Below are 21,940 nucleotides of genomic sequence, written 5' to 3'. Positions count from 1 at the left end.
ATGTACTAGGTTTATTATAAAGAAATTTACAGAAAATGCCACGTTTTTCCGCTTCCATTGCCTCAGGGATTTCATTAGCGAAAATACGTCCGCAAGCTGATCAGTTCTGCCTGGGTCAAAACACGATAATCCCCGGGCAATAAATCTTGGGGTAACGTCAAGGGTCCCATGGCAACTCGTCGTAAGGTTAAGACCTTGATGCCTCGCGCTAGAAACATCTTTTTCACTTGGTGGAATTTGCCCTCGGTGATCTTTAAGCGAATTTTCGTCGGTCCCGGAGTAGTTTCCAAAATTTGTAAGGTAGCTGGCTCACACGTAATTCCTCCATGAAAGGTGATGCCTGACGAAAAAGCTCGCACATCGGCTGAAGTCACCGGTTCTTTCACCCAAGCTTCATAGACTTTGCTGACCTTGCCAGCAGGCTGCAACAGCTCATAGCCCAGCTGACCATTGGTGGTCACTAAAAGCAGGCCTTCCGTATCCCGGTCCAGTCGCCCCACGCTGTAAAGCCCTTCTGTACGATCCTTTTCCCTAAGCAAATCTAAGAAGGTTTCATGGACCGCATCTTTATTGGCGGTGACGACACCCCGAGGTTTAAAAACTAAAAAATAACATTCATCGGTAAACAGTTGGCGCCCGGCGACTTCGATTTTATGCAATTGGGAATCCGCATTACGATTTTCTTGGCGCTCACTCTTGCCATCGACTGTGACTTGTCCCGTTAAAAACAAGCGTTTCTGGTTTTTTCTCGTGGTCTGCAACCGTTCTTCGATTAGTTTATCTAAGCGCACCACTGCGCCTCCTTTGGCATTTTTAGATGAATAAAAAAGCAGCACCGATTTTAACAAAACAGCACTTTCCTTGACTTCCTAGCAGAATGAGCCTAAGGTTAAAGAGTAAAGTAAATGCAGTTTCTCACACAGCGTTACGACCTGGTGGCGAAGTTGAACAATGACTTTAGCTGGGTAGTTGTGTCTTCAACTACCTTTTTTGCGTATTTTTTTACGCACCACTTTGATGTGCAGAGTAACGAAATTTGCTTTTAAAAAAGAATGTCGTATGACAAACAATTTTAGGAGGAATTTAGTTATGGCAGTATCATTAGCAGTAGAAAACAGAGCAACCCGTCCCCGTTCCTTGCGCAATCAATTGCGTCACGAAGGAAAAGTACCTGGTGTCATCAATGGTTACCAAATCGAAAGCACCCCCATTTCCGTGAGTGCCGCTGAATTGGAAAAAATCTTGCGGGATCATGGTGCCAACACCGTTATCACTATGAATGTTGACGGCAAAAAAGTCAACACACTCATTCGCGAAACCCAAGTGGACACTTTTAATCGAGCATTGACCCACGTGGAATTCTTGTCTGTAAACATGACAGAAGAAACCGAAGTTGAAGCAGAAATCTTGCTTGTGGGCGAATCCGTTGGTGCGAAATCCGGTGGGGTTGTTGCACAAAACTTGTATAGCTTAGTCGTTTCCGCTACCCCAGACAAATTGCCTGAACGGGTAGAAGTCGACATTACCGACATGAACATTGGTGATTCCTTAACCGTTGCTGACCTACCAAAAGACAGCGACTACACCGTGGTAACTGATCCAGAAGAACAAATCGTTGCCATCTTGGAACCACAAGTTGAAGAAGAAACTACCGAAGAAACTGCGGCAGAACCTGAAGTTATCGGGGAAAAACCAGCCGAATAAGCTTCTGACTTGCGCAATTTTAAACAGGCCACTGGAGATTTCCGGTGACCTGTTTGTTTCTTTCTTAAAGTAAGAGCAGTTTCGTTTCCTTTCTCCTTTTTTTGCAGTATCATACTAAGTGAGATCGCAAAGGAGGTCTGAACATTATGTATGAAGTATTTGACAGTCACCGTAGCCGCTACGCCTCTGTAGGAGTGGTATCTAGCATGCCGGGAGAATTAATCGACAGCATCTGGCTGATTATCGATATGGACTTAAAAGGGGTTATTCCTTTAAACAACCTCATCGTTTTTGATTTGCTGAACAACAATGGTCAGGTCACCATGCATTTTTCCCAAGAAAATAGCGATGTGGAAATGGCCATCGACTTGCCTTTTGCCTATCAAAAAGACTTGCCCACAGAGATTTTCGCCTATGATGACGGCACGCGGCAAACGATTCTTTTACCTGCAGAAACCAATTAAAAAAGACGACGGGCTGTGACAATAGTTGAGTCACCGTCCTACGAACCGAACCATACCAAACGTGAGACGCAAGCAAAAGAAGGCTATCTTCCATTAAAACATTGGAAGATTGCCTTCTTTTCATTGCTAAAAATTTCAAACGCTGACTAACCTTGATTTCATCAAGCTAAGTCAGCGTAATTCACTTTTTCTCTTTGCACGCATGGTACTGTTCTCTCTTCGGACTAAGCCACAAGAATTGTTACAAAATTTCTTTATCAATAATGCTTACCGCTTGAGATTAAGTATCTCACAGTCACATTTTTTGTCTCTATTCAACTGCCAAGGTCACGGTCACATTTTGGACCGGTACATCGTAGAACGGATCTTCCCGGCGACCTAAGAAGTCTTCCGCTTGTTTCGGAAAGACTGCGTAGCTCAGGACATCTTCCATACTGCGAGCGTATTTTTTAATTTTCGCTTCAAAGCCTGGTAATTCCGGTGCCAATAAATCGGCTGGGCGCACGGTGGAGACCGCTTCATCCCCGATAATCAACTGAACAATTTCCGGTTTGATCGCCACCGGTGGCTTCCCATAAAGGCCTTTTACATAGTCTTTGATTTCTTTTGGCACCATTTTGTAACGCTCTCCTGAAATCACATTCATCAACGCTTGGGTTCCCACCATTTGGGACAAAGGCGTTACTAGCGGCGGATACCCCAAATCGGCCCGGACTTTGGGCACTTCTTGTAAGACTTCCTCATAGCGATCCGCCAAACCTTGTTCCGTCAACTGGCTCAAAAGGTTGGACAACATTCCCCCAGGTACTTGGTAAATCAACGTTTTCGGCTCCGTATCTTTCACCTTAGGATTCAGCAAACCTTCTTTACGGAAACGATCCCGCACCGGGTTAAAATGATCCGCGATGGTTTCCAACTTGTCCAAGTCCAGTCCCGTATCGTAGCCCATTCCCGCCAAAGCAATCGCCACGGATTCCGTAGCCGGCTGACTCGTTCCTCCCGCAAAAGAAGAAATCGCCGTGTCGATAATATCCGCGCCGGCTTCTGCCACTTTCAAATAAGTCATCTCACTAATGCCACTAGTAGCATGGGTATGGACTTGTAGCGGCAAGTCCACGGCGTCTTTGATTCGGCTGACTAACTCATAGCCCGTTCCCGGAGTCAAAACCCCCGCCATATCTTTAATGCACAAAGAATCCGCACCAAGTGCCGCCATGTCCTTGGTCAATTGAACAAAGTAATCCACCGTGTGAAAGTCGCTAGTGGTGTAACAAATCGCGGTTTGACAATGTCCCCCGGCCTCTTTACAGGCTTCTACCGAGGTGCGCAAATTCCGCACGTCGTTTAGCGCATCAAAGACCCGGACCACGTCGATGCCATTGGCCACGGATTTTTTGACAAACTCCGCCACCACATCGTCTGCATAATTCTTATAACCTAAGAGATTTTGCCCCCGTAAAAGCATTTGCAATTTGGCCTGCTTGATTTCTTTACGAATCAGGCGCAGCCGCTCCCAAGGGTCCTCGTTTAAAAAACGCAGGCAGGCATCAAAAGTCGCCCCGCCCCACATTTCCAAAGCGTAGTACCCCGCCTCATCCATGGTCTTTAGAATCGGCAACATATCACTAGTAGGCATGCGGGTGGCGATTTGGCTCTGTTGACCATCCCGTAAGACGGTCTCCATAAATTGAATCTTCTTCGTCATAGAGCATCCTCCTAGTCCATGGTAATCAGTGGTTGGCCGGGATTGACCATATCGCCCACCGCAACATGAATCGCCGTCACAGCACCGTCATGGGGAGCTACAATTTCATTTTCCATCTTCATGGCCTCCAAAATCAAGACCGGTTGATTGGCTTTGACTTGATCCCCTACTTGGGCTAAGACTTTTAAAATCGTTCCGGGCATCGGTGCATCCACGACCACTCCGTCACCGGTTGGCGCAGCGACTGGTGCAGGAGCGGGTGCTGCCACTGGGGCTTCAGTAGCTTGCGTCGGTGCCGGCTGAGCGACTGGTTGGACGATTTGCTGAGCTACCGGTGGTGCGACTGGTGCCGGCTGTCCCTGGGTCAATTCCTCCATTTCCACTAAGTATTCTTTTCCATCAATGGCAATTTTAAATTTTCGTAACATAGTGCTCCCCCCGTCTATTTCTTTTGATAGATTTTTTTCACTTGAAATTGGCTCGCTGGTGCATCCCCTGCCGCAATTGCCGTGGCGATTGTCGCCACCAACTGGGCTTCAGGATTTTTTTTTAGCACCTTTTTGACTTGAAACTGACTCGCCGGTGCATCCCCCGCCGCAATTGCTGTGGCAAGTACCGCTACCAGCTCTTGTTCTGAAGCTTCACTTTCCACATAAAAAGGAACTTCCTTCCACTGTGAAGCCGCGACTTCCGGTGAAAGTTCTTTAATTGCTACCGGTTGTTTTTTATTAACGGTGTCAGACGCTACCGTTTTTTTACCAAACAAACGTTGGAATAACCCCATGGCTCTCCCTCCAATGACATCGGTTTCATTTTTGTGATTACGCTTCCTACTTATTATTTTACCTTACCCTGGTAAAAATGTCTTGGACTACCTGGAAAAGTCTTCTGGCAAATCAAAACAAAAAGCCGAGCGTCCCTTCCCTAATCAGAAAGGTTACTCGACTTTTTTGGTTCACTTCTACTTGTTTCTCCCTATTCCCGTATTTAACAAGAACCCGCCCGCTTCAAAGGGGATAACATCTGCCGGAATTCTTGTAAAATCATGCCATAGCAAGCCCCCAACTCCGGATGCAACGCCTTTAACTGATCATACTGCGGCAAATACTCTTGAAATAAGCGTTCCAAGCGATTCACCGAGACATTGATCGATACTTTTTCCTTAGTCAATGCCAAGGACAAATCTCCCTTAAAGAGTAGAGCCATTAACAAGATTCGGTACAAGGCCCCGGACAACTCCCGCTCATAAGGTAGAAAAATCGACTCGTAGTCAAAAAAGCGTCGCAAGGCCTGATCCAATTGCCCGCTGACCCATACCGGTTCTAAGCCCGACAACTGGTGCCATAAAAAGCGAAAGCCCCGTTCATTGACCACATACTCCCCCAAGCCTAACGTAGCCTCAATCCACTGATGATCAAACCAATCCCCCTCAATCAGCGAGCCCTGCTTTCTGCGTTCGGCTCCTAAACGACTGACCTGATCCAAGGCGTGTTTGGGTTCTTCCCCACCCCAAATACCTTCTTGCAAAAACGTCAAATGCAGATAAAAAAAGCGCAACTGAGCTTCGGCCCCTTGAATCACCGGTCGCTTTTGAAGCGTTAGTTGCAAATCATACTGAGAAAGCAAAGGCAATACGCCTCGTAAGAGCCGGCGAATCGTTTGGGGACTGTGAAATGTCGCTTGAGCCAATTCCCCGATGCCAAAGCTGGGATTGTGCCACAATAACCACAAAAAATCCACAGCAATGCTGTTTTGCAACAACTGGGCAAACAAAGTCCGCTGATCAAAATTCTCACTTTTTAAAACGTAAAGTCGGCCGTTGTCTTTTACTACATCGACTCCGACTTGTAAGTGCTGGCCCTTCACCCGCCAGCGATGAATGCTGAGCAGGATTTGATGGGCCGAGGCCGCTAGACCTTCCGTTAATTGCGCCAAAGACTGGCCGTTTTTTTGTGCCAAAGTTTGAACCAAGCCAAAAAACAAGCGTGCTTCTTTCTCCAAAAGCAACTCATACATGCTCATCACCTCAAGAAAAATGTACACTATTTTGGAGGAATCGTTTTCCCAAAATGTTGTGTCCTTTTACAAGTTTTTGGGAAATTTTATTTTCCACATCCCCGTGATTCCGGACACTATGGCTCAAATCAAACTTCTTTCCACAAAAAATTTCAAAAATATTGGTTGTTTTTCTAAAAAATTGCGTATTTAATTCTTTTGGAAAAACGATTGTTTCCGCAAAAAAGAGGCCTGGTCAAACGACCAGGCCTCTGTCTATGGAACTGTGATTATTTTTTATCGTCTTCTAAAAGAGCTTTCCGGGAAAGATTTACCCGACCTTGACGATCGATTTCAGTGACTTTCACGAGGACTTCATCCCCTAGTTTCACTACATCTTCTACTTTGTTGACCCGTTCGTTGGCCAATTGAGAGATGTGAACCAAACCGTCTTTGCCTTTAATCAAGTTTACGAAAGCGCCAAATTTTTCAATGCGGACAACTTTCCCTAAGTAAACTTCGCCGACTTTGATTTCTTTGGTCAATTCTTCGATGATCTTGATGGCTTTTTGGATCATTTCTGAATCAGAAGAAGCGATGGAAACTTTGCCGTCTTGATCGATGTCGATCTTCACGCTGGTTTCTTCGATAATTCCGTTAATGGTGTCGCCACCTTTACCGATGACCACTTTAATCTTTTCAGGATCGATTTGGATCATTTCGATCTTCGGTGCATATGGGCTCAACTCTTTACGAGGTGCTGGCAAAGTGCTTTCCAATTGATCCAAGATTTCGAAACGGGCTTTCTTCGCTTGGCTCAATGCTTCAGTCAAGATTTGTTCGGTAATCCCTTGAATCTTGATATCCATTTGCAAAGCAGTAATCCCATCACGGGTACCGGCCACTTTAAAGTCCATATCCCCTAGGTGATCTTCCAGCCCTTGGATATCGGTTAAGATGGTGTAGTTTTCTCCATCGGAAACTAGACCCATGGCAATCCCCGCAACGGGTGCTTTAATTGGCACACCAGCATCCATCAAAGCCAAAGTTCCGGCACAGATAGAAGCTTGAGAAGAAGAACCATTGGATTCCAAGACTTCCGCTACCAAACGAATGGTGTAAGGGAATGTTTCTTCATCAGGAATCACTTGGAACAAGGCCCGTTCCCCTAATGCCCCGTGACCAATTTCCCGACGACCAGGTGAACCTGCCCGACCAGTGGAGCCTACGGAGAATTGAGGGAAGTTGTAATGGTGGATAAAGCGTTTAGACTCTTCCACGCCGAGACCATCGATGATTTGATGTTCTCCTAATGGTGCTAAGGTACAAGCAGACAAAGCTTGCGTTTGCCCCCGCGTGAAGAGACCAGAACCGTGAACGCGTGGCAAGATGCCCACTTCTGAAGCCAATGGACGAATTTCGTCTAATTTACGGCCATCAGGACGGATCTTGTCGATGGTGATCAATTCACGCACGACGTCTTTTTCTAAGTCTTCTGCTACTTGTTTGATTTCTTTGGTGATTTGCGCGATGTTTTCGTCTTCGGCATATTTTTCACCGTAAACTTCTTTGACGGTTTCTTTGACCTTTTCGATTTCATCTTCCCGGGCCAATTTTTCTTCCGTCATAACCGCAGTTTTCATTACGGAATAGTAGTTGTCGTAAATGTCTTGTTTCAAAGCTGGATCGACTTGCAACAAAGTAATCGCCATTTTTTCTTTGCCCACAGCGGCAACGATTTCTTCTTGGAAAGCAACCATTTCTTTGATGGCATCAAAACCGAATAACAAAGCGCCGAGCATATCTTCTTCGGAAACTTCTTTGGCACCGGATTCTACCATGTTAATGGCGTTTTTCGTACCAGCTACGGTTAATTCAATATCGGTTTGTTGTGCTTGTTCCACGGTTGGGTTCAAGACGTATTCTCCGTTTACCCGACCGACTTCGACACCGGCAATCGGACCGTCAAAAGGAATATCGGAAATCGCCAAAGCCAAAGAAGAACCCAACATAGCGGCCATAGAAGGCGCGCAGTCTTGTTCTACACTCATCACGATGTTGGTTACTTGAACTTCGTTACGGAAACCGTCCGCAAACATCGGGCGAATTGGCCGGTCGATCAAACGTGCGGTCAACGTCGCATCTGTGGAAGGACGACCTTCCCGTTTGATAAAGCCACCAGGGATTTTGCCGACAGCGTACATTTTTTCTTCATAGTTAATCGTTAAAGGAAAGAAATCGGTATCTTTCGCTTCTTTTGAAGCTACGGCTGCACTCAAAACTACCGTATCCCCATAGCGGACTAAAACCGCACCATTGGCTTGTTTTGCCAATTGGCCGACTTCAACTTTTAAAGGACGTCCGCCCCAAGTTGTTTCAAAAACTTGTTTTGTCATTTTCTGCTCCATTTCCCTGTGAGTTGCGGGTCTACGCTACTAAACAAATGAAAAATCATTTCTCAAAACGAGCTTTCATTTGGTTAGTAGTGGATTAACACCGCGCCTCACAGACTGCTGATATTGCCAGTCTCACCAAACCGGCCGACTACTTGATTACAAAAAGAAAAGTGAGATTCAGTGTGAACCTCACTTTTGCAAACATTAACGACGCAAGCCCAATGCTTTGATTAATTCGCGGTAACGAGGTACATCTTTGTTACGCAAGTAAGCTAACAAGTTACGACGATGACCGACTTTTTTCATCAAACCACGTTGAGAATGGTGGTCTTTTTTATGCACACGGATGTGAGCATTCAATTCGTTGATTTCTTCTGTTAAAACAGCGATTTGCACTTCTGGAGAACCAGTATCTCCTTCAGTACGAGCGAATTGTTTGATGATTTCGTTTTTACGTTCTTTTGAAATTGCCATTTCTTTCACCTCTTTCGTTTGTCCCCTGCAACTGAGTAGGGCGTTGGTGAATCGCCGAACCAAGTAACAGTTGGTGTGTTTACACACAGTAACATTGTACCCGAAGAACCAGAAAATGCAAGTTTTTTAATTAAGGTTTTAACTTTGGAAAGCTTCTTCTACTGGTCACTCACCGCATGCTATCAAAGCCAGACAGCTCACAAGCAAGTTACTTCAATAATTTCTTCACTCATGGTATCGTAAATTGTGTAAACGTTTCGCATCAATTAAAAGGAGGCTTTCATTATGGTAGACAAAGATGAACTAAAGGGCAAAGCAACTGAAATCAAAGGCAAAGTAACCCAAGACGAGTCCGAGGAACTAAAAGGCAAAGCCCAACAAGAACTCGGCAAAATCAAAGACAAAGTCAAAGAAGCTGCCGATGATGTGGCGGAAAAAGTTAATGAGTTTGTAGATGATTTGAAAGACAAAGATAAAAAAGAATAAGCAGTTAGGCACTTTTCCTGATTGCTTCAGCCAGTCACTTTACACGTGGCTGGCTTTTTACTTTGGCACACACTTCCCTATCTTCCCTTGTGAATCTCAATACAAGCAGAAAGGTTGTCTAGGAAATCGTTCTCGCTTAAGATAAAGCCACTTACGATTTACAAGTAAAAAATTCAAATTGCACAAGGAGTGTTCGTATGAGTAATGTACTAGTTATCAAAGCCCATCCACTATCCAATGAAAAATCCCGGTCAATCCAAATTTTAAAAACCTTTTTGACCGCCTATGAAGAAAAACATTCAGAAGACAAAATCACAGTTTTGGACCTTTACGGGAAAGACGCTGTCCCTGAAATTGACGAAGAAATCCTCGATGCATGGGGCAAATTGCGTTCTGGCACCCCACTGCAAGACTTAACGGTGAACCAACAAGCAAAAGTTGCTGCTTTCGATGCTTCCATCGACCAATTCTTAGCTGCGGACAAAGTAATCATCGCCAATGCTTTGTGGAATCTAAACGTACCAACTCGCTTGAAAGCTTGGTTTGATACCATTAACGTGGCGGGCAAAACGTTCCGCTACACAGAAAACGGTCCTGTAGGCATGACCAAAGGCAAGAAAGCCTTGCATATCCAATCCAACGGGGGCTTCTACCAAGGCAAAGACCCTGCATCTCAATACGTGAAAATGATCTTGAACTTCGTAGGCGTGGATTCTGTAGATCAAATCTTTATTGAAGGTATCGACTACGAACCAGAAAAAGCCGAAGAAATCTTGGCAGCTGCAACGAAAGAAGCTCAAACGTTAGCGGAAACTTTCTAATTCCTGCTCAACTCAAAAAAAGACGGCGCATTCGCTCCGTCTTTTTTTGTGGGCCTTATAAAAAGCGCTTTATGCCTTTGTCATTCGTGATAAACTAAAACTATCTTAGTGACACGAAAGGTGGACTTCCCCATGACAACAAATCTGGCTGTGTTTTTAAATCTTCTATTCATCATTGGCCGCGTCCTCGCTATTGTCTTGGCTTTGATTATCGGCTTTAACATCTGGAAACAACTGAAAGCCATCGCCACAGAACTAAAAAAGGCCAACGAGGCGAAGTCTGCCCCAGAAGCGGACGAAAAAAACTGAACCGCCTATACTGATTAGGCGCAAAAAAACACCTGGAAAATCATTTCCAGGTGTTTTTGCAGGAGAGTTCGTTTGAATCACTGAACAGATTGACGGTTTTTTGCCACCTTTACGCCCGCAAAACCAACGACTGCGACAAGAAACAAAAGAACAAAAGGACCGCCGAGATAGATACTGGTAAAACCTGAAAAAGCCAATAACCCGCTAGCTACTTTTTCGATGCTTTCCATAAGCATCCCTCCTGACTGATACACTCTCCTTAGTATCCAGTCTACTACTTGCTACCTTTTTGTAAACCGTTTCAGCTAGGTAGCTTAAATTTGTTCCCGAGAAAAACCGTTCTTTGCAATCACGTCGGCCATCCAGAAACTGGACTGTTTCGGCGTGCGCTTAAACCCGTCTTTGATATCCACTCGGTAATAGCCGTAGCGATTCTTGTAAGCATTGAGCCAGCTCCAGCAGTCCGCAAAAGTCCACAGGTGATAGCCAAAACATGGGGATCCGGCTTCAATGGCCCGGTGTAATTCCGCCAAGTGATCTTCAATAAACTCGATCCGATAGTCGTCTTCAATGATGCCATCTAAGTTTTCGAAGCGCTCTTCTTCGGAAACTCCCATCCCGTTTTCGGAGATGTACCAAGGAATATTGTCATAGCTTTCTTTTAAGCGCATGGCAATATCGTAAATTCCCCGAGGGTAGATTTCCCAGCCACGATGAGGGTTAATCCGTTTTTCTGGCCAATCGTAAGGAGCGAACAAATCATGGGGATCGCTAATTGGACGTTTCGCTACTTCCGGCGCTTGCACTCGCATTGGTTGATAGTAATTACAGCCCACAAAATCCACGGTATTGTTTAAGAAGATTTCCCGGTCGCCGGCTTCTGTCACTGGTGCCAAGTCGGCTTCTTTCAATAAAGCGACAAATTCATCGGCAAAATCCCCTTTAACAGCACAGTCTAAGAAACTGCGAATGTAGATGTGATCCGCCCATTTCGCCGCTTCTAAATCGGCAGGCTCTTGGCTTCTTGGATAAACTGGGGACAAGTTCAAGATGATGGAAATCTGGCCGTCGTTGTATTTTGATTCTCGGAAGGCCGCCACAGCTTTCGCATGGGCCAACAAAGTGTGGTAGCCCACTTGAATGGCCCGCTTGAAGTCATGGACTTTCGGCCAATGAGCATCCCCATAATACCCACACTCAATGTGGACTAATGGTTCATTGAAAGTCGCCCATTTTTTCACGATGTCGCCGAACTGCTCGAAGGCCACACTGGCATAATAAGCGAAATGGTCTACGGATTCCCGAGCTTCCCAACCGCCTTTTTCCATTAACCACCAAGGCATATCAAAGTGGAACAGATTAATAATCGGCTCTACCCCATTGTCCACTAACTCTTGGAAATAATCCCGATAAAAGGCCACGGCTTTCGGATTTAAGTTCTTTCCGTCGGGCAATAAACGACTCCAGGCGATGGAGGTGCGGAATGAATTCAGATTCATAGCTTTCATATTGGCCACATCTTCTTTGTATAGTTCATACGTGTTAGAAGTATTTTCTGGTCCTACTTGGTCATAAAAGAGTTCCGGCTCCATTTCAAACCACTTATCCCAAGTCGTTGGGCTCTTGCCGTCTTTTAAAGCCGCTCCTTCTGATTGCGGCGCACTAGTAGCCGCTCCCCATAAAAAGCCTTTTGGAAATTGATACATGTCGTTTTCCTCCTTGTTTTGTAATGGCTGTGCTATCCGTTTAGGACAAAGAATTTTCTCCGCAAGCGGATTCTTACTCCTTGTCATTTTACTATGAGGTCTAGTCCTTTGACAACCAATCTAGCAAATTGACAAAAACGAGATTCATTAAAGCCTGTTAAAGTTTCAGTTTGCTTTTAAACCAGGAAAGCAGATTTGTGGTAAACTGTTAAAATGAGAAAAAGATAGAGGTGAACGACATGATTACGATGGAGGATATCATTCGGGAAGGACACCCGACTTTGCGCAAAGTCGCAGAAGAAGTCCAATTTCCCCTATCCCAAGCAGACATCGATTTAGGCCATGAAATGCTCGAGTTTTTACAAAATAGTCAAGACCCCGTGAAAGCGGAAGAATTGCACCTACGAGGTGGTGTCGGACTAGCCGCTCCTCAGTTAGATATTTCGAAGCGGATCATCGCATTGCACGTTCCTAGCAATGACCCGGAAAATCCGGAACCAACTTTGAGTACCGTGATGTACAATCCAAAAATTTTGAGCCATTCCGTTCAAGATGCTTGTTTGGGTGAAGGGGAAGGCTGTCTTTCCGTGGATCGGGAAGTTCCAGGCTACGTGGTGCGCCACGCCCGGATTACCTTGACCTACTACGATGAAAATGGCAAGAAACAAAAGAAACGCTTGAAGAACTATGAAGCCATCGTGGTGCAACACGAAATCGACCATTTAAATGGCGTGATGTTTTACGATCACATTAATGAAGGCAATCCTTTCGCACTAAAAGAAGGCGTCTTGGTGATTGAATAATGAAGCAAAGCAGGCTCGGCGATTCGCCGGGCTTGCTTTGTTCGATTGGATGCTATAAGCAAAAAATAGACTGGGACATACGTTATTTCTAAGTGATGAAATCAAGGTTAGTCAGCGTTTGAAATTTTTAGCAATGAAAAGAAGGCTCTCTTCCAATTATTTTTAATGGAAGAGAGCCTTCTTTTGCTTGCGTCTCACGTTTGGTATTGTTCAGTTCGTGGGACGGTGACTTAACTATTGTCACAGTCCCAATTTTCTTATTCCTGATACAAAATTCCTTTTTCCAATAAAGCCGCTTGGATCTTTTCGATGTCCTCCGGCTTTTGGTAGCGAATCGTGTGCAAGTGGATGCCATTGGTTAAATCCGATAAGAGATTAGCATTGGTATTGCGATAAGCTGTGATGAAATCATCAATATCCCTCTGATTTTGAATATGCAAACCGCCTACCAATTCGCCATACAAGGCGTGTTCCACAATCACGTCCACGATTTCCCCGCCATTGGCTACAATCGTTTCTAATTCAATGCGAGTATCTTTGGCTTCGTGTTGCACCGCAATCTTCTTTAAAAAGCCTTGCTCTGCTTGATTTTCCAAGAGATAACCCCGGGCCGTGGCGATGATTTCCTCTCCGGCGGCTCGCAATAAAGCCACATCCCCCACGATAATCTGACGACTGACACCGAACTCCTTGGCAAAGCGACTGGCACTTAAGGGACGCTCACTTTGTCCCAGCTGTCGTAAAATCTCCTCGCGCCGTTGTACTCCATCTAGCATCCTAATCGTTCCTTTCTACCCGGCCTAATCTTGACATTTTGCTTGATAAGCCCGGGAATGCTTCATAACGTCTTTAAACGTCTCCACAATGGTTGTTTCGTACTCTTCGTTTTCCACTTTAGCCGCTACTTGTTGCAAGACCGCGGCTTCTCTGGAAGTGTCTAAGACTTCTATTTTTTGCGTTTTTTTGATGTCGGCAATCTTGGTCACCGCTTGCATCCGCTCTTCTAATAAACGCACCAACTCCCGGTCAATGCGGTCAATGGCTTTCCGAGGAGCTTGCAATGGGTCTTCAGCATCCCCTGACGCGTGTTCTTCTAAATCGATAGTTTTGATAATGCGAGCGGGGTTGCCACCGATGACTACATTGTCCCCGAAAGACTTCGTCACCACAGCGCCGGCCGCTACTACCACGTTGTCGCCCAAAGTCACCCCGGGAATCACGGTCACGCCGCCCCCAAACCAGGCATTGTCCCCCACGGTAATGGGTTTACCGGCTTCCAGACCGCTATTGCGTTTCACTGGATGCAAAGGATGAGTTGCGGTTAAGATTTGGACATTTGGCCCTAGCATGCAGTTGTCCCCAAAGGTAATCGGGCAAATATCTAAAAAGGTACAATCGAAGTTGGCATAAAAATTCTTGCCCACGTGGATGTTGTAGCCATAGTCAAAACGAATATTTGGCTCCACATAAGGCAAGCCCTGACTTGAACCAAAAGCTGCCCCTAAAAGTGCGCGGCGCTTGTCACTGTCCATTTCTTGGTTGATTTGTGCCAATTGAATCCGAGCATCTTTGCGGTCGGCTACGAGTTCCGGGTCGGCAGCAAAATACAATTCCCCGGCGATCATCTTTTCTTTTTCTGTCTTCATCGTAAGCTCCTTTTACAGTAATGAAAATACTTCTTCTCCGGAACATTGTACCATGTCAAAAGGCACTGGCAAAGATAGGGCCGTCTGGTTAATCGCCATGATTTGGTCCGTGGCGGCATAGTGAATCAAGTCACAAAAAGGGTGTACTTGAAAAGAAGTGCCCACAATCACGATCAAATCCCCTTGAGCCACCGCAGTCACTGCTTGATCCAAAACTGACTGGGAAAAACCTTCCCCATACAAGACGATTTCCGGCCGTAGTTGCCCGCCACATCCTGCGTGCCGGTCACTTTTCAAGTATTCTTGACAAGGTACACTTTTGCCACATTTGCGACACTGACAGTGATAAAGACTGCCGTGAAAATTCACCAAGTGGCGACTTCCCGCCTTTTGATGCAGTCCGTCGATGTTTTGAGAAACCGTCCACACCGACTTCGTTTTTTCTAACTCAGCGATTTTTTGATGAATCACATTTGGTTGGGCCTTAGGATGATACAAACGCAAGACAAAGTCATAAAACTTCTTTGGCTCAGCCTCTAAACAATCCCGGCTCAGTAAATACTCCGGTGCTTCTAAATCATGATAAACACCATTTAACGAACGATAATCAGGAATCCCAGAAGCCGTGGAAACCCCGGCCCCAGTCAAAAACGTAATGGCTTGGGCAGATTGAATTTTTGCTACTGCTTGTGCTGGTGTGCTACACATCTTCTTCACCTCTTTTCTAGTATACTCGTTTTTCATTTTACGGTCAGGCGTGCTTTGAGAAAATTTATGGTTGGTTTTTTCACATGGCCCTTTTCTTTTTAATAATTATATGCTAGTCCTGAATAATTCATACTTTGACTTCAAACCGTCTGAAACTGCCTAACGGCAGTCTTCATTTTCTTTTTCATTTTCACCTGTTAAGTGATGCAAAAAGAACCCCATTCTGATATGGTAAAGGTGTCGAAACCAACCATAAGAAAGGAGTTCTTCTCATGACTAGCTTACACAAAAACCAGGTAAAATTCAATTCAAATTTGACTATTTCACATACAGGTGGTCGCTTATCGAGTGATTCGGGTTTGGTCTTAGTTCAAGAGGTGATGAATACCTTCGACTTTTCACACGTAGCTAAACAGTGGCTCCATATTAAAGACAAACGTGTTTACTTCACACATGATAACTTAGCGATATTAGAACAACTCATTATGCAGTTAATTGCTGGGTACTCGGCAGACTCATCAGCTAATCTATTAAGACAGGATCCAGTCTTTCAAGCTGTACTCGGTAAAAAAGAGTTGGCCTCACAATCGTCAATCTCACGGTTTTTAGATCGTTTCACCGAGGAGAACATGGATCAACTCCAAGCATTAAATCAGTCGCTGATTGATAAAGCGCGTTTGATTCGCAATGACACCGAGTTAATCATTGATGTCGATTCCACACATTCGGATACCTTTGGACGCCAAGAACAAACAGATTATAATGCCCATTATCAAACCTACGGCTATCACCCATTAGTTGCATTTGACGGATTGACCGGAGATTTCCTAAAAGCTGAACTGCGTTCAGGCAATCAGTACACGTCTAAAGGGGTAAAAGCCTTTATCGACCCGCTGTTACACCACTACAAGAGCACGTTACCTCATACCGAGATATTGGTTCGGGGTGACAGCGGCTTCGCCACACCAGAGGTGTATGAATCTTGTGAAGCAACTGAAAGCCAGTACGTTATCCGATTAAAGAGCAATCGGAGGTTAAGTCAGTTAGCTGAACACTCTGTTCTTTATGGGGATAATAAAAAATGGGAAGACCGAGAAATACAGTATTTTTCACTCCCTTATCAAGCACAATCCTGGTCAAAACCCCGTCGCGTTTGTATTCGATCAATCCGTGAAGCAGGAGAGCTTCTTTTTCACCACGCATTCATTGTGACGAATCTATCCGATAATGTCTCGCCTGAAGTCATATTCTCTCTTTACGGCAAGCGTGGAACAATGGAAAATTTCATCAAAGAAGCGAAATCAGGCTTTTATTTTGACAAAACAGATAGTCCGCGTTTCCTGGAAAATCATGTCAGAATGATGATCAGTGTCCTGGCTTACAACCTCGTCAATTTTTTAAAGACCATTGGATTTGAACAAGTGAATCGGGGGATGACGATTCATTCTATACGATTGACATTGCTTAAAGTTGCCGGAAAACTCGTTAAAACAGGTAGACAAGTCTATCTCAAACTGTCGAGTTATCATGTGTATCAAACTGAATTTTATAAGGTTTTTGAACGCCTACGGCGATCTAGGCAATGGATTTAGGCTAGTTATCGTAAAAATTTTTAACCTATTTTTCCAAGGGGTCAGTCTGCCCTTAAATAGACAAATAATTTTTATTATAGCCTTCTTCCGTATATATCCTGTTCGAAAACACATTATTTTGGGAGAATGTATCTGCCTAATTTAAATATAGGCACTTTGTTCAAAAAAATAGCTTAAATTTAGAGCTATGAATTATTCAGGGCTAGTATAAACCTCGCCGATATGAATTTTTATTCATTTATCAGAAATTTTGTGTATAAAGAGGAGCTTGTCACATGAAAAAAAGAACTGGTTTACTGGCGCTCGTACCACTTATCGGGTTGCTGTTCTCATTATTACCATTGCATGTAGCCGCCGCCGAAACCGATCCTGTCTTGGACCGGGTGAAAGCCAATCAGGAGTTAGTCGTAGGATTATCCGCCGACTACGCCCCTTTTGAATTTCACGCCACGGTGGATGGCAAAGACACCATCGTTGGTTTCGATGTGTCCATCGCCGAGAAAATCGCCGAAGACCTGGGAGTCAAATTAAAAGTCGAGGAACTGGGCTTTGATGCTCTTTTAGGAGCCTTGAAAACCGGGAAAGTGGATATGGTCATCTCTGGGATGAATCCGACACCGGAACGGGAAAAAGAAGTGAATTTCACCAACGGCTACATGACCGTCACTCAAAAAGTTGTCGTGCGCAAAGCCGACAAAGAAAAATTTAGCTCCATTGATAAATTAAACGGTGCAACGGTAGGGGTGCAAAAGCAAAGCTACCAAGAAGAGCTAGCCACAAGCGAATTGCCGGACTCCGACGTGACTTCCTTGCAAAAAGTACCAGACCTCATCACCAATTTAACCAATGAAAAAATCGACGGGGTCATCTTAGAAGGCCCTGTGGCGGATGCCTACGCTCAGGTCAACAAAAACCTAGCTATCGCCGACAATGTGGTCTTTAAAGAAGGCTCAAAAGAAATGGCCGCCGCCGTTTCCAAAGAAGCTCCAGCCTTTTTAGCCGCAGTCAATGACTCCATCGCCGAAATCCGCGACCAAGACCTATTGACCGGTTACCAAAAAGAAGCCAATGATTTGATGTTCGCCGAAGAAGAACAAAGCTTCTTAGGCAAATACTTGCCTTATTACCTTTCTGGCGCCGGCTACACAGTCTTCCTTGCCTTTATCGGGGTTCTCTTTGGGGCTGTTTTCGGGGGCATCTTAGCCTTAATGAAACTGGCGAAAAACAAATTCTTGAAAATCATCGCCACCGTTTATGTGGAATACGTGCGGGGCACTCCCCTTTTGGTCCAAATCTTCATCGTTTATTTCGGTACCGGAGTCTTAGGTTTTGATATGTCTAAGCTAACTGCCGGCTGTATCGCCCTGGCGTTAAACAGTGCAGCTTATGTGGCGGAAATCATTCGGGCCGGAATCAATGCCGTGAACAAAGGCCAAGTGGAAGCCGCTCGTTCATTAGGGATGAGCCAAGCCCAAGCCATGCGCTTTATCATCTTGCCTCAAGCCGTGAAAAACATCTTGCCGGCCTTGGGCAATGAATTCGTCACCGTGATTAAGGAATCTTCCGTGGTCTCCGTAATCGGGGTTTCCGAGTTAATCTTCCAAACTGGGGTCGTTCAAGGGGCCAGCTTCAAACCCTTCATCCCCTACGTGATCGTTTCCTTGATTTACTTTGTATTGACCTTTACGATTTCCCGTCTATTAGGGGTAGCTGAAAGGAGAATGGCTAATGATTAAAGTTGGCAATCTGCATAAAACTTACGGGGACAATGAAGTCCTAAAAGGCATTGATTTAGATGTCGCCAAAGGAGAAGTCGTGGTCATCATCGGCCCTTCCGGTAGCGGGAAGTCCACTTTCCTACGCTGTTTGAATCTTTTGGAGCAACCCACTGGGGGGACCATTGAGTTTGAAGGAAAAAATCTCCTAGACAAAAGTACCAATATCAACCAACTGCGGGAAAAGATGGGCATGGTCTTCCAAAGTTTCAACCTCTTCCCTCACATGACGGTCTTGGAAAACTTGACCATCAGCCCGATTCAAGTCAAAAAAGAAAAGACTGAGGAAGCAAAAGCTCGGGCTTTGGATTTACTAAACCAAGTGGGCTTAGCGGATAAAGCTTCGGCTTACCCCGCTAGTCTTTCTGGGGGGCAACAACAACGGGTGGCCATCGCTCGGGCTTTGGCTATGCAACCTGATGTGATGCTCTTTGACGAACCCACCTCTGCATTGGATCCAGAAATGGTCGGCGAAGTTCTAGCCGTTATGCAAGACTTAGCGGAAAAAGGCATGACCATGGTGGTAGTCACCCACGAAATGGGCTTTGCCAAAGAAGTAGCAGACCGGGTAATCTTTATGGACCAGGGGATTATCCAAGAAGAAGGTACACCAGAAGCCATTTTCGACAATCCCCAAAACCCACGGACCCAAGACTTTTTGCGAAAAGTCTTGTAAGCCGCTGGAGCGAAGACCGCACACTTACACTTCATAAATCTTGTACACAACACAACAGGTTGCCGAGAAATTCTACGGCAACCTGTTTTTAGTTGTACGCTTGTACTTGCCCCACCCTCGTGCTAGAATGGGCGGGACTAATGGTTCACGAAAAAGCGACAGAAATAATTCAGAGCGGACTTGTCCTGACAAAGGGATAAGCCAGCTCTTTTTTTGGAGGAAAAGAAATATGAAAGAAGTCCGCAGCTACGTCTTGCGTAGCGTGCTCAGTACTTTAGGGTTGTCCGTATACATCTTGGCGGATACCTTGTTTATCGCAAAAGGCGTGGGCAATCTGGGATTAACCGCCTTAAATATCGCCTTGCCATTGTTTAATCTGCTCAATAGTTTAGGATTATTATTCGGTATGGGGGGTGCCACCCTATTTAGTCTGCGGGGCAGTAAAGGCAATTACTTTTCCCAACTACTTCTAGTTGGCTTGGGTATCGGCAGTCTCTTCACTTTGGCCGGGCTCTTTTTTGCCACCCCGATTGCTCAAGGCCTCGGGGCCAGTGTCGCAACCCTTGATTTAACCGTCTTATACTTGCGTTTCATTTTGATTATGGCACCTTTTTTCATCTTGAATAATCTGGTATTGGCCTTTGTTAGAAACGATGGCAATCCCCAACTGGCGATGATGGCCATGCTTTCTTCCAGTTTGTTTAACATCATTTTTGACTATATCTTTGTCTTTCCTATGAATATGGGCATGGCGGGGGCAGCTTTGGCCACCGTTCTTTCGCCAGTCTTGAGTCTCTTGATTCTCAGCCTCCACCGGAAAAAGCCCCAGCGAAAGCTTCAGTTAAAATTTGCCCGACCAACTTGGGATACTTTGTCCCACAGTGTGCAGTTAGGGACGGCCTCTTTCTTGACAGAGATGAGTACCGGGATTTGTATCTTGATTTTCAACCAACTGCTCTTGTCCTTACAAGGGGACGTGGCGGTGGCCGCATACGGCGTTTTGGCCAATGTGGTCTTAGTCGGACTGGCTTTGTTTACCGGAGTGGCCCAAGGGGTGCAGCCCTTGATCAGTCGTGCTGCTAGTAAAGCCGACGAGGCCGCTGTACGTCTTTACCTTCGTTACGGGATGAAAGTCAGCTTCCTTTTAGCGGCGGGCTTGTATCTGGGATTGCTACTGTTTAAATACCCGGTCACCGGCTTTTTCAATACGGATCAAGACCCCCTATTGACCAAATTAGCGGTAGCGGGAATTCCCATTTATTTTCTATCCTTCTTCGCTTCAAGCCAAAACATCCTCCTGTCGATTCTCTTCGCGGCGGTAGGACGGGTCCGGCAAGCCTTTGCCATCGCTTTGTTCCGGGGCTATCTCTTTATCATCCCCGCGGCTTTGATTTTCAGCCGACTATGGGGAATCACCGGCGTTTGGAGCAGTTTACCCTTTGCGGAATTTGCCACCTTGGCGATTGCGGCTGGCTTTTTAATCCGCTATCGCAAACAACATAAGAACGGCTGAACAAACGCGTAAGGCCAAAGATAGTTAGACTTGCTAAAAAAACTGCCATGACTCAGATCCACGGTCATGGCAGTTTTTTTCGTTATTTCCTTACTCACCCATCATAAAAGCCTAAAATCGCAATCCCAATCATAATCGCTCCGATGACGACATAGTGTTTAGCCTTTAAGCGTTCTTTCAAGAAGATACGGCCTAAAATCACCGAGACAATCGCATAAGAAGAAATCAGTGGCGCGGTAATCACCGCTTCTTTACTGGAAATCGCTCCGATGTAGAAGAATTGGCCCAAGGTTTCGAAAATCGCCGCCAAACCTTTGTCCCGTTCATGGAAAAGAGCAAAGCGTTCTTTTTTCACGAAAGCCAAGTAGGCCCATAAGACCAAAGCTACGATTAAGAAGGTCAATTCATAACTCATATTTGCCTGATCTTCTGGCATGATGTTTTTATACTCTAAATAATAGCTGTCCAAGAAGGTGCCCAAGCCATCGATGACCATGTACAAAATCGGAAATAAAATCGCCACAGCACCGACCCGATACTTGGCGTCGATTTTGACCCCTTCTTTTTTCAGCTCCAAATCGTCCGCTTCTTTTTCAAAGATGGATAAAAGCAAAATCCCGACCAAAATCAAGGTAATCGCCACAAATTGTAGGCTCTTTAAGGAATTACCCAAGAAGAGGAACCCTAGTAGCGCCGTAACCGCTCCAGAGGAATTGCTAATCGGAGAAGAAATCGAGACTTCGATATAGCGCAAACCGAAATAACCAATGGCCATGGACAGAATGTACATCCCCGAAACCGGCAAGTACAAGAGCAGATTGTGCCAATCGTACTGAACCCCTTCATAAATGCCGTAATATCCAATGGCATGAACCCCCATGACCAAGCCGACCATGATGGTGGTCTTCATAGCGGAATGAGGATCTTTGATATTGTTGCCTTTTTTATAGAATAAATCGGCGGTACCCCAAGCCAGAATCGTAATCAATGCCGATGCAAACCACATGCTTTTCACTTCCCTTTTCATCCTGAATAATTCATACTTTTTAATTGAAACCGTCTGAAACTGCCTAACGGCAGTCTGATAATTACTTTTTTAGTTTCACCCCTTAAGTGATGAAAAAAGAACCCCATTCTGCTATGGTAAAGGTGACGAAACCAACCATA

General features: G+C 45.2%; 23 protein-coding genes. 10 read left to right on the top strand and 13 right to left on the bottom strand.

What is annotated here, in order from left to right:
* Positions 1-74: 74 nt before the first annotated feature.
* Positions 75-791, bottom strand: a complete 717-nt coding sequence (locus I579_RS05595; protein ID WP_010754574.1) for a 16S rRNA pseudouridine(516) synthase — start codon at positions 789-791, stop codon at positions 75-77.
* 298 nt (positions 792-1,089) lie between these two features.
* On the opposite strand from I579_RS05595, the gene I579_RS05590 reads away from it, so the two are divergent.
* Positions 1,090-1,704, top strand: a complete 615-nt coding sequence (locus I579_RS05590) for a 50S ribosomal protein L25/general stress protein Ctc (RefSeq protein WP_010754575.1) — start codon at positions 1,090-1,092, stop codon at positions 1,702-1,704.
* A 146-nt stretch (positions 1,705-1,850) separates the two neighbouring features.
* On the top strand, positions 1,851-2,168 hold the full coding sequence (locus I579_RS05585; protein WP_010754576.1) for a DUF960 domain-containing protein: 318 nt from the start codon (positions 1,851-1,853) through the stop codon (positions 2,166-2,168).
* A 310-nt stretch (positions 2,169-2,478) separates the two neighbouring features.
* On the opposite strand, the gene I579_RS05580 is transcribed toward I579_RS05585, so the two are convergent.
* The 6 genes from I579_RS05580 to rpsO all read right to left on the bottom strand — a co-directional run bounded on the left by I579_RS05580 (position 2,479) and on the right by rpsO (position 8,738).
* Positions 2,479-3,873 carry an oxaloacetate decarboxylase subunit alpha gene (locus tag I579_RS05580; protein ID WP_010754577.1) on the bottom strand — a complete coding sequence of 465 codons (1,395 nt, stop codon included), beginning with the start codon at positions 3,871-3,873 and terminating at the stop codon, positions 2,479-2,481.
* Positions 3,874-3,884: 11 nt separating this feature from the next.
* A complete protein-coding gene (locus I579_RS05575; RefSeq protein WP_010754578.1) occupies positions 3,885-4,301 on the bottom strand; it encodes an acetyl-CoA carboxylase biotin carboxyl carrier protein subunit in 417 nt (138 codons plus the stop codon).
* 14 nt (positions 4,302-4,315) lie between these two features.
* Positions 4,316-4,657 (bottom strand): hypothetical protein, encoded by a 342-nt coding sequence (locus I579_RS05570; protein ID WP_010754579.1) that lies wholly within the window; start codon positions 4,655-4,657, stop codon positions 4,316-4,318.
* A gap of 203 nt (positions 4,658-4,860) precedes the next feature.
* A complete protein-coding gene (locus I579_RS05565) occupies positions 4,861-5,889 on the bottom strand; it encodes a helix-turn-helix domain-containing protein (RefSeq protein ID WP_010754580.1) in 1,029 nt (342 codons plus the stop codon).
* Positions 5,890-6,158: 269 nt separating this feature from the next.
* Positions 6,159-8,264 carry a polyribonucleotide nucleotidyltransferase gene (pnp, locus tag I579_RS05555; protein ID WP_010754581.1) on the bottom strand — a complete coding sequence of 702 codons (2,106 nt, stop codon included), beginning with the start codon at positions 8,262-8,264 and terminating at the stop codon, positions 6,159-6,161.
* A 204-nt stretch (positions 8,265-8,468) separates the two neighbouring features.
* Complete coding sequence (gene rpsO / locus I579_RS05550) at positions 8,469-8,738, bottom strand: 30S ribosomal protein S15 (protein ID WP_010754582.1); 270 nt, start codon at positions 8,736-8,738, stop codon at positions 8,469-8,471.
* Between the two features lie 285 nt (positions 8,739-9,023).
* Between rpsO and I579_RS05545 the strand changes: the two genes are divergently transcribed.
* From I579_RS05545 to I579_RS12810, 3 genes are all read left to right on the top strand, one after another.
* Positions 9,024-9,224 carry a CsbD family protein gene (locus I579_RS05545; RefSeq protein ID WP_010754583.1) on the top strand — a complete coding sequence of 67 codons (201 nt, stop codon included), beginning with the start codon at positions 9,024-9,026 and terminating at the stop codon, positions 9,222-9,224.
* Positions 9,225-9,421: 197 nt separating this feature from the next.
* Positions 9,422-10,045 (top strand): FMN-dependent NADH-azoreductase, encoded by a 624-nt coding sequence (locus I579_RS05540; protein WP_010754584.1) that lies wholly within the window; start codon positions 9,422-9,424, stop codon positions 10,043-10,045.
* A 132-nt stretch (positions 10,046-10,177) separates the two neighbouring features.
* The gene (locus tag I579_RS12810; protein WP_010754585.1) at positions 10,178-10,354 is read left to right on the top strand and encodes a hypothetical protein; all 177 of its coding nucleotides are present in this window, start codon (positions 10,178-10,180) and stop codon (positions 10,352-10,354) included.
* A 77-nt stretch (positions 10,355-10,431) separates the two neighbouring features.
* On the opposite strand, the gene I579_RS12805 is transcribed toward I579_RS12810, so the two are convergent.
* Entirely contained in the window at positions 10,432-10,584 is a 153-nt protein-coding gene (locus I579_RS12805) for a hypothetical protein (protein ID WP_010754586.1), read from the bottom strand.
* A gap of 84 nt (positions 10,585-10,668) precedes the next feature.
* A complete protein-coding gene (locus I579_RS05535) occupies positions 10,669-12,060 on the bottom strand; it encodes a glycoside hydrolase family 1 protein (RefSeq protein ID WP_010754587.1) in 1,392 nt (463 codons plus the stop codon).
* Positions 12,061-12,299: 239 nt separating this feature from the next.
* On the opposite strand from I579_RS05535, the gene def reads away from it, so the two are divergent.
* Positions 12,300-12,863 (top strand): peptide deformylase, encoded by a 564-nt coding sequence (def, locus tag I579_RS05530; protein WP_010754588.1) that lies wholly within the window; start codon positions 12,300-12,302, stop codon positions 12,861-12,863.
* 257 nt (positions 12,864-13,120) lie between these two features.
* On the opposite strand, the gene I579_RS05525 is transcribed toward def, so the two are convergent.
* Genes I579_RS05525 through I579_RS05515 form a run of 3 tightly spaced genes read right to left on the bottom strand, consistent with a single transcriptional unit; the run spans position 13,121 to position 15,217 of the window.
* Complete coding sequence (locus I579_RS05525; RefSeq protein ID WP_010754589.1) at positions 13,121-13,639, bottom strand: transcription repressor NadR; 519 nt, start codon at positions 13,637-13,639, stop codon at positions 13,121-13,123.
* 24 nt (positions 13,640-13,663) lie between these two features.
* Complete coding sequence (locus I579_RS05520; protein WP_010754590.1) at positions 13,664-14,509, bottom strand: chorismate mutase; 846 nt, start codon at positions 14,507-14,509, stop codon at positions 13,664-13,666.
* A 12-nt stretch (positions 14,510-14,521) separates the two neighbouring features.
* Positions 14,522-15,217, bottom strand: a complete 696-nt coding sequence (locus tag I579_RS05515) for an NAD-dependent protein deacylase (protein ID WP_010754591.1) — start codon at positions 15,215-15,217, stop codon at positions 14,522-14,524.
* Between the two features lie 272 nt (positions 15,218-15,489).
* On the opposite strand from I579_RS05515, the gene I579_RS05510 reads away from it, so the two are divergent.
* The 4 genes from I579_RS05510 (at position 15,490) to I579_RS05495 (ending at position 20,773) form a co-directional block, all read left to right on the top strand.
* The gene (locus I579_RS05510; protein WP_010753805.1) at positions 15,490-16,809 is read left to right on the top strand and encodes an IS1380 family transposase; all 1,320 of its coding nucleotides are present in this window, start codon (positions 15,490-15,492) and stop codon (positions 16,807-16,809) included.
* Between the two features lie 275 nt (positions 16,810-17,084).
* On the top strand, positions 17,085-18,545 hold the full coding sequence (locus I579_RS05505; protein ID WP_010754594.1) for an ABC transporter substrate-binding protein/permease: 1,461 nt from the start codon (positions 17,085-17,087) through the stop codon (positions 18,543-18,545).
* On the top strand, positions 18,538-19,260 hold the full coding sequence (locus tag I579_RS05500; protein ID WP_010754595.1) for an amino acid ABC transporter ATP-binding protein: 723 nt from the start codon (positions 18,538-18,540) through the stop codon (positions 19,258-19,260). Before I579_RS05505 ends, I579_RS05500 begins: the two co-directional genes overlap by 8 nt.
* 229 nt (positions 19,261-19,489) lie before the next feature.
* Positions 19,490-20,773 (top strand): MATE family efflux transporter, encoded by a 1,284-nt coding sequence (locus I579_RS05495; RefSeq protein WP_010754596.1) that lies wholly within the window; start codon positions 19,490-19,492, stop codon positions 20,771-20,773.
* Between the two features lie 94 nt (positions 20,774-20,867).
* Here I579_RS05495 and I579_RS05490 read toward each other — a convergent pair whose 3' ends face one another.
* Positions 20,868-21,779: an EamA family transporter gene (locus I579_RS05490; protein WP_010754597.1), complete on the bottom strand. Its 912-nt coding sequence runs from the start codon at positions 21,777-21,779 to the stop codon at positions 20,868-20,870.
* Between the last annotated feature and the right edge of the window lie 161 nt (positions 21,780-21,940).

This window comes from Enterococcus asini ATCC 700915 (assembly GCF_000407365.1).
Classification (GTDB): Bacteria; Bacillota; Bacilli; order Lactobacillales; family Enterococcaceae; genus Enterococcus_C; species Enterococcus_C asini.
Note: the sequence above shows the minus strand (reverse complement) of the source record. Positions and strands in the feature narration are given on the sequence as shown.